General features: G+C 51.7%; 5 protein-coding genes. 4 read left to right on the forward strand and 1 reads right to left on the reverse strand.

The genetic code is table 11. From position 1 onward, the window contains the following. The first annotated feature begins 213 nt into the window (after positions 1 to 213). The 4 genes from NNL21_RS25305 to NNL21_RS25320 all read left to right on the forward strand — a co-directional run bounded on the left by NNL21_RS25305 (position 214) and on the right by NNL21_RS25320 (position 3,969). Positions 214 to 1,059: an SDR family oxidoreductase gene (locus NNL21_RS25305; protein ID WP_204820226.1), complete on the forward strand. Its 846-nt coding sequence runs from the start codon at positions 214 to 216 to the stop codon at positions 1,057 to 1,059. A gap of 36 nt (positions 1,060 to 1,095) precedes the next feature. Beyond that, on the forward strand, positions 1,096 to 1,683 hold the full coding sequence (gene pgsA, locus NNL21_RS25310) for a CDP-diacylglycerol--glycerol-3-phosphate 3-phosphatidyltransferase (protein ID WP_204820200.1): 588 nt from the start codon (positions 1,096 to 1,098) through the stop codon (positions 1,681 to 1,683). A gap of 319 nt (positions 1,684 to 2,002) precedes the next feature. Then, complete coding sequence (locus NNL21_RS25315; RefSeq protein WP_204820201.1) at positions 2,003 to 2,734, forward strand: hypothetical protein; 732 nt, start codon at positions 2,003 to 2,005, stop codon at positions 2,732 to 2,734. A 203-nt stretch (positions 2,735 to 2,937) separates the two neighbouring features. Next, positions 2,938 to 3,969: a DUF2332 domain-containing protein gene (locus tag NNL21_RS25320; RefSeq protein WP_204820202.1), complete on the forward strand. Its 1,032-nt coding sequence runs from the start codon at positions 2,938 to 2,940 to the stop codon at positions 3,967 to 3,969. Positions 3,970 to 4,069: 100 nt separating this feature from the next. On the opposite strand, the gene NNL21_RS25325 is transcribed toward NNL21_RS25320, so the two are convergent. Continuing rightward, positions 4,070 to 5,485 (reverse strand): HEAT repeat domain-containing protein, encoded by a 1,416-nt coding sequence (locus tag NNL21_RS25325; protein WP_204820203.1) that lies wholly within the window; start codon positions 5,483 to 5,485, stop codon positions 4,070 to 4,072. Between the last annotated feature and the right edge of the window lie 515 nt (positions 5,486 to 6,000).

The following is a 6,000-nucleotide window of genomic DNA, read 5'->3' on the forward strand; positions in this document are numbered from 1 at the left end:
TTTCCATCTTGCTGTCTTCATCTAACCTAGCTCACCTGTTATAAACACCCGTTCTAAACCGAGCCTCTCCCGTATTTATCCATTATAGCTGCGATTCAAACCCTTGTCAGTTCGACAGCCTCAGTCCCAAAGTCTTGTTTTATATCCATGTCCAGCTGCTCTATAATAGAACTAGCAGGACTCGAAACATGAAGGAGGATCAGTCCGATGTTGATGAACGATCGAACCGTCATTGTCACAAGTGCCAACTCCGGCATGGGTCTTGCAACAACCGTGCAGCTGGCACGAGAGGGTGCGCATGTGATCATGGCATGCCGCAGCGCCGAGAGAGGCGCCCAGGCGTTAGCGGAAGCGCAGCGGTTGACCGGAGCGGCAGCCCCGATCGAGCTGATACTGTGCGATCTTGGCTCGCTGGCTGGCATCCATTCATTCGCGGAACAATTCTCGGCTAAATTCGCAAAGCTCGACGTACTCGTTAACAACGCAGGCGTCGTAACCATCAAGCGCCAGATGACGACAGACGGCTTCGAGGCGATGATGGGGGTCAATCATCTGGGTCATTTCCTGCTGACGAACCTGCTGCTGCCGCAGCTGCTCCTCGCCCCGGAAGGCCGGGTAGTCACCGTTTCATCCGGAGCGCATAAGGTGGGGAAGATCGATTGGTCCGATCCGTACTTAACCAAAGGATTTAGCGTGTGGAGAGGCTACGGACAATCCAAGCTCGCCAACATCTTGTTCACCAAATCGCTCGCCCAGCGGCTGAAGGGCACGAATGCCATCGCAAATTGCGTCCATCCGGGCGCTGTCAGCACCAATCTGGGCGTAAGCCGGGAGACCGGCTTCGGCAAATTGATTCATACTGTGCTTCGGCCCTTTTTCCAAACATCCGCAGAAGGCGCCCGTACAGCGATCCATCTGGCTTCAAGCCCGGAAGTCACCGGGATAAGCGGCGAATATTTCTATAAGCTCAAGCCGGCCAAAGTCTCCGCACTAGCCCAGGATACAGCGCTGGCTGATAAACTGTGGGCCTGGAGCGAGAGTGAGGTTGGCCTGCGATAACCAGGTATATTTCAATAAGAAATGGAGCGAGGCTGTTTGAACTTAGCGAATAAGATCACCGTCGCCAGAATTATGCTGATCCCTTTCTTCTTTCTGTTTCTTCAGACTTACCCGGCATGGTTAACCGAGCACATACATACCTTCGGCTTTATTAACACCTATGGACTTTACATTGCCACAGCCATATTTATCGTAGCTGCCGCTACGGATAAGCTGGATGGATACATCGCCCGCAAGTACAACATGATCACCAATATCGGCAAGCTGCTGGATCCGCTCGCCGACAAGCTTCTCATTTCCGTTGCCCTGATCATGCTCGTGCAGAAGCATATGCTTCCTTCTTGGGTAGCTTTCATCATTATCGCGCGGGAAATCATCATTACAGCCTTAAGAATCGTCGCCTCCTCCAAGAAGATCGCGCTGGCCGCAGACCATTACGGAAAATTGAAGCTCGTCCTGCAGGTTGTCGCCATTGTAGCCGTCTTACTGGATAATTACCCGTTCCAGTTCGTCGTTGACATTCGAATCGATTACATCATCATGCTGGCCGCGGTAGTGATTACGATCTATTCCGGCTACAACTATATTCGCAACAACTATATCCAATTAGAACTGAACAGATAGGCGCTTACGGTAGTTCCATATCCGTTTAATATTGCCTTATTTTCCATACCGTCTTATAATAAACGCAACTTATGCGAAAATGGTGGGAGCTTGCCCGTGATGATGACAGTGTTCTCGACAACAGATTCGGTTACCTCCACAACTGAATACCTGCTCTGTTATGAACCTTCATTCAATACGGTATTTCTGTAGAAGGGGGCAAGTCTCCTTTTCCTCGATCATACGGATATGAAGCCAGGAATGATCTCTGTTCATTTCCGGCTTTTTTTGCGTTCACAAATAGGCTGCGTAAGTGTCAAAGGGAGGAAGGGAGGCAAACATGAACTATATTCATACGACCAAACAAAATTACGAGCATTATGCAAGCGGAAAAGTGCTGTACAATGCGCCTGGGACAACTTCGTTCCCCGTTCGGCTCGCAAGCGAAATCATCCAACGATGCTTTCAGCTGCTGCGCGCTAAAGGCGTTACAGGACCTTATCATCTATATGATCCCTGCTGTGGCTCCGGTTACATGCTAACCGTTCTTGGCATGCTGCATCAGGACCAAATAACCCGAATTACGGCCTCGGACCGGGATGAAGCGATGGTGGAGCTTGCCCGGCAGAACCTGTCCTTGCTGCACCCGGATGGGCTGACGAAGCGAAGGAGACAATTAAGCGAGCTCAGCGAACGCCACCAGAAGCTGTCCCATGCAGAAGCGCTGCACAGCGCCGACTATCTGATGGACTTAATCACTCCGTCGCCGATCCCATCATTCACCTGCTTTAAGGCCGACAGTACGATTGACAATAGCGGCGATGAACGATGCAGGAATGCTCAGATTATCCTGACCGATCTTCCTTATGGCGGAATCGTAAATTGGATCAGCAGCAGCACCAGCCCGGTGCATGACTTCTTTGAAAGCATTCATAAAGTGGCCGATTCCGCCTCTTGTGTGATCGCTGTGGCTGCGGATAAGAGTCAGTCCTTGAAGCATGACAAGTTCAAACGTCTGCAGTATCAAAAAATAGGGAAACGTCATTTTGCCATCTTCGAGCCGCTTGCGTAAGTATTCCACCGATGATCTCGAGCCATGGCGCTTCATGCGATGAACTCGAGACCTGCCGCTTCAATCGACGAACTCGAGACCTGCGGTTCATTTGTTTTCATAAATTTTCATGATCACAATGATTAAATTGATAAGGTTCTCGTTATCAGGATGGGATGATAAAATAATTCCAATAATTAGATATTTATATTGGAGGGATTACATTGGATCGCGATGAACGATCGAACCGCTTCCGTAACTTCGCTCTCCATGAATGCAGAGGCTCAAGCAGCTTATATGAATATTTGGCCATGCACATCGCCGAAGACGACGAGCTGCTTGATCTAGCCTCACACGCCAGGCCCGGCCAACCGATTCCCAACCTCTTCTTCGGTGCGGTACATTACTTATTGCAGCAAGGAATTGAACACGAGCTTAGCGTCTATTATAGGAGCCTCGTTGACCCCCCGCGGGCTATCGGGGAGCAAGCCTTCTCCGCATTCCAAAGCTTTTGCCGCCTGTATCGGGATCCGATTATCGCCATCCTCCAGAATAAATATGTGCAAACGAATGAAGTCAGGCGCTGCGCTTACCTCTACCCGAGCTTCTGTCACATTTATGGGAAGGTTCAACTGCCTCTGGCCCTCATTGAAATCGGGACAAGTGCCGGCCTGCAGCTTCTATGGGATACGTACAGTTACCGCTATCAATCAGAGGAGCTGCTTGGTGCCCCATCTTCACCCGTGCAGATTCAAGCCGAATTAAGAGGTCACCGATTGCCTCCTCTTATGAAGAACAGTCCTCCCGTCGCATTCAGGCGCGGGATTGACCTCCATATCAATGATCTAACCCAGCCTGACGATTATGCATGGCTGAAGTCCTTAATCTGGCCTGAGCATCAGGACCGGGCCGAACTCTTTGAGAAGGCCGCACGTCACTTTCAGAAGCAACCTGTTCCGCTGATCGAAGGTGACGGCATCGCCAGCTTGAGGGAGTTGGCCGATCAAGTTCCGGCTGCTTCTGCCTTATGCGTCTTTCATACCCATGTGGCGAATCAATTATCGCCGTCATCCAAGAATTCGCTAATCGAAACTATACATGCGCTCGGCCAAACGAGGGACGTCTTCCATCTGTACAATAATTTGCGGGATGCGAACATCCTCCACCTTGATTATTATCTATCCGGTCAATACCATACGGAGAAGCTAGCCATCACGGATGGACACGGCCGTTGGTTTCAGTGGGAGCTGGCGTGATCTCTCCATCAGACATAGCCGGCACGATCCCTGACAGCTGCCCGCGCGTTCCCTGACAAACAAGAAGAGGGCCCTATAGCGGCCCTCTTTCGCTTGGTTCTTATGGGTAGAATGCATTTTCTTTCGTGGTCGTGAAGCACCAGCGGGAGCGAAACAGATCCTCGATCAACGCTTCCTTCGCCTCTTCGGTACCGATATAACGCAGCGCCTCGAGCGAGTGCGCACGAACGTAACGGTTCTCGTCATCGAGCGATTGAATCAGCTGTGGTACCGCCGCTTTGGCGGCAGAACCTAATCGAGATAGCGATAGACCAGCCATGAAGCGAACCTGCACATCCTCGTCCTGCAAGCAGCGAATTAATCCGGCCGTGACTTCGTCGATTGGAGTGCCGATGATTCCGAGCGCTTCTACGACTGCGCGGCGAACAGCAACGGCTGTTCCGTTATCGAGCAGACCATTCAATGCCGGTACGGCTGAAGCGGCTAGATCACGAAGCTCGCCAAGTGCGAACACGGCATGTACAACCGTCTCTGGACGAGCATCGTTTAGCGCGGCGATCAGACCAGGCACTGCCGCTTCGCCCGATATCGACAAGCCGTATGCGGCAAGTCGGGAAATCGCTTTGTTCTCATGACGGAGCGCTTGCAGCAGCGCTTCTACTCCTGGCGCACCTGCGGCAGCAAGGTCGTAAGCCGCATTGAGCGCTACGGGCTCCGAGGCGTCTCCAAGACCTTGAACGAGGCTGCTTACCTGCTCGGCAGATGCCGGCTTCGTTCCAGCCATGCTTCCCATGCGGCCGGACAGCCAGTTCCACGTCTCTTCCCAGAGCACATCGTGCTCCCCGAAAGGCGTGCTGTACGACGCCGGCTTCCGCCATGCCGTCTCTTGATTATTCCAGCTAGGCGATTCAGGCGCCTGTGTCCGCATGAACTCGAACTTGAGCATATAGCGGTGCTTCCCAAGCACATTCGGTGTGGAGCGGTGCCAGATATCGTAGTGAATCAAGGCGAACGTGCCTGCACTGCCGCTGGCTACCGCCTCGTCTGCAATGTCATCCTTGGCGAAGGTGCGTGTTTCGTAGTTCTGCGTGCCAGGCATAACGCCTGTCGGTCCTAATTCAACCGGCGTATCCTGAGGGAAATACATGATCATTGCCCACCAAGGATGATGGTTGCGCATCCGGCCATAGCCCCAGTAGCTGTCCTTATGCCAGCCGCCAGCCACCGGACTTGCATTATAGTGCCCGTGCCGATGAGCATGGAGCATATAATTCTCGCCGAGTACGCTCGTAAGCGCACCAGTTATCACCGGGTGATCAAATACCTTCTGCAGCTCGCGGATGCGGGGCAGCAGGTTGTTGCCCGGGTTACCCTCATTCTCATACACTTGGTTCAATTGCGCCATCAGCTGCTCATGGAATGAATCCGAGAAATCAGTTTGTAGAATAAGGAATCCGTTGGTAATAAATGTTCTTAGCTGCTCGTCAGTCAATAATAAGGGTGATTGTTGGTTCATCTTAATTAGGAACCTCCCGTTTCATGAATAGTGGATTACTGTTCCTTTATTATGATGGAAACCCTCTCATAACGACATGAACGAAGTTAACGACCGTTTATACAAAACTAAGATGATCGTTTCGAGAGCTCGTCCTAAACGAGATGATGGATAATACTTCTACCATGCCAACCGTGCCATGCCGCGCCCGCTGTCACTTCCACATTCAGCATCGAGCAGTCGTCGAGCAGCCAACTTCCGTCATGCATTGCTGCTGTAACACGGCCGCCTGTACACTTTCACCAGCTGTAACACCCAAAAAGGGTCTTACAGCCATCGCCTCCCACTCTGTGCAGCAGCTGTTAGACCCTTTTCTACCGTTACAGCTCCCGATCCGCGGCCCCTCGTACACTTTCACCAGCTGTAACACCCAAAAACTATATAGCCCCCTAATCCACTTGGACACTTCACCCACTTCAGATACACTAATAGATAAGAAGGTGAAGGTTCATGAAGAGACGGTTTCGGTGCCCCGT

Source organism: Paenibacillus mendelii (assembly GCF_024498075.1).
Taxonomy (GTDB): Bacteria; Bacillota; Bacilli; order Paenibacillales; family Paenibacillaceae; genus Paenibacillus_Z; species Paenibacillus_Z mendelii.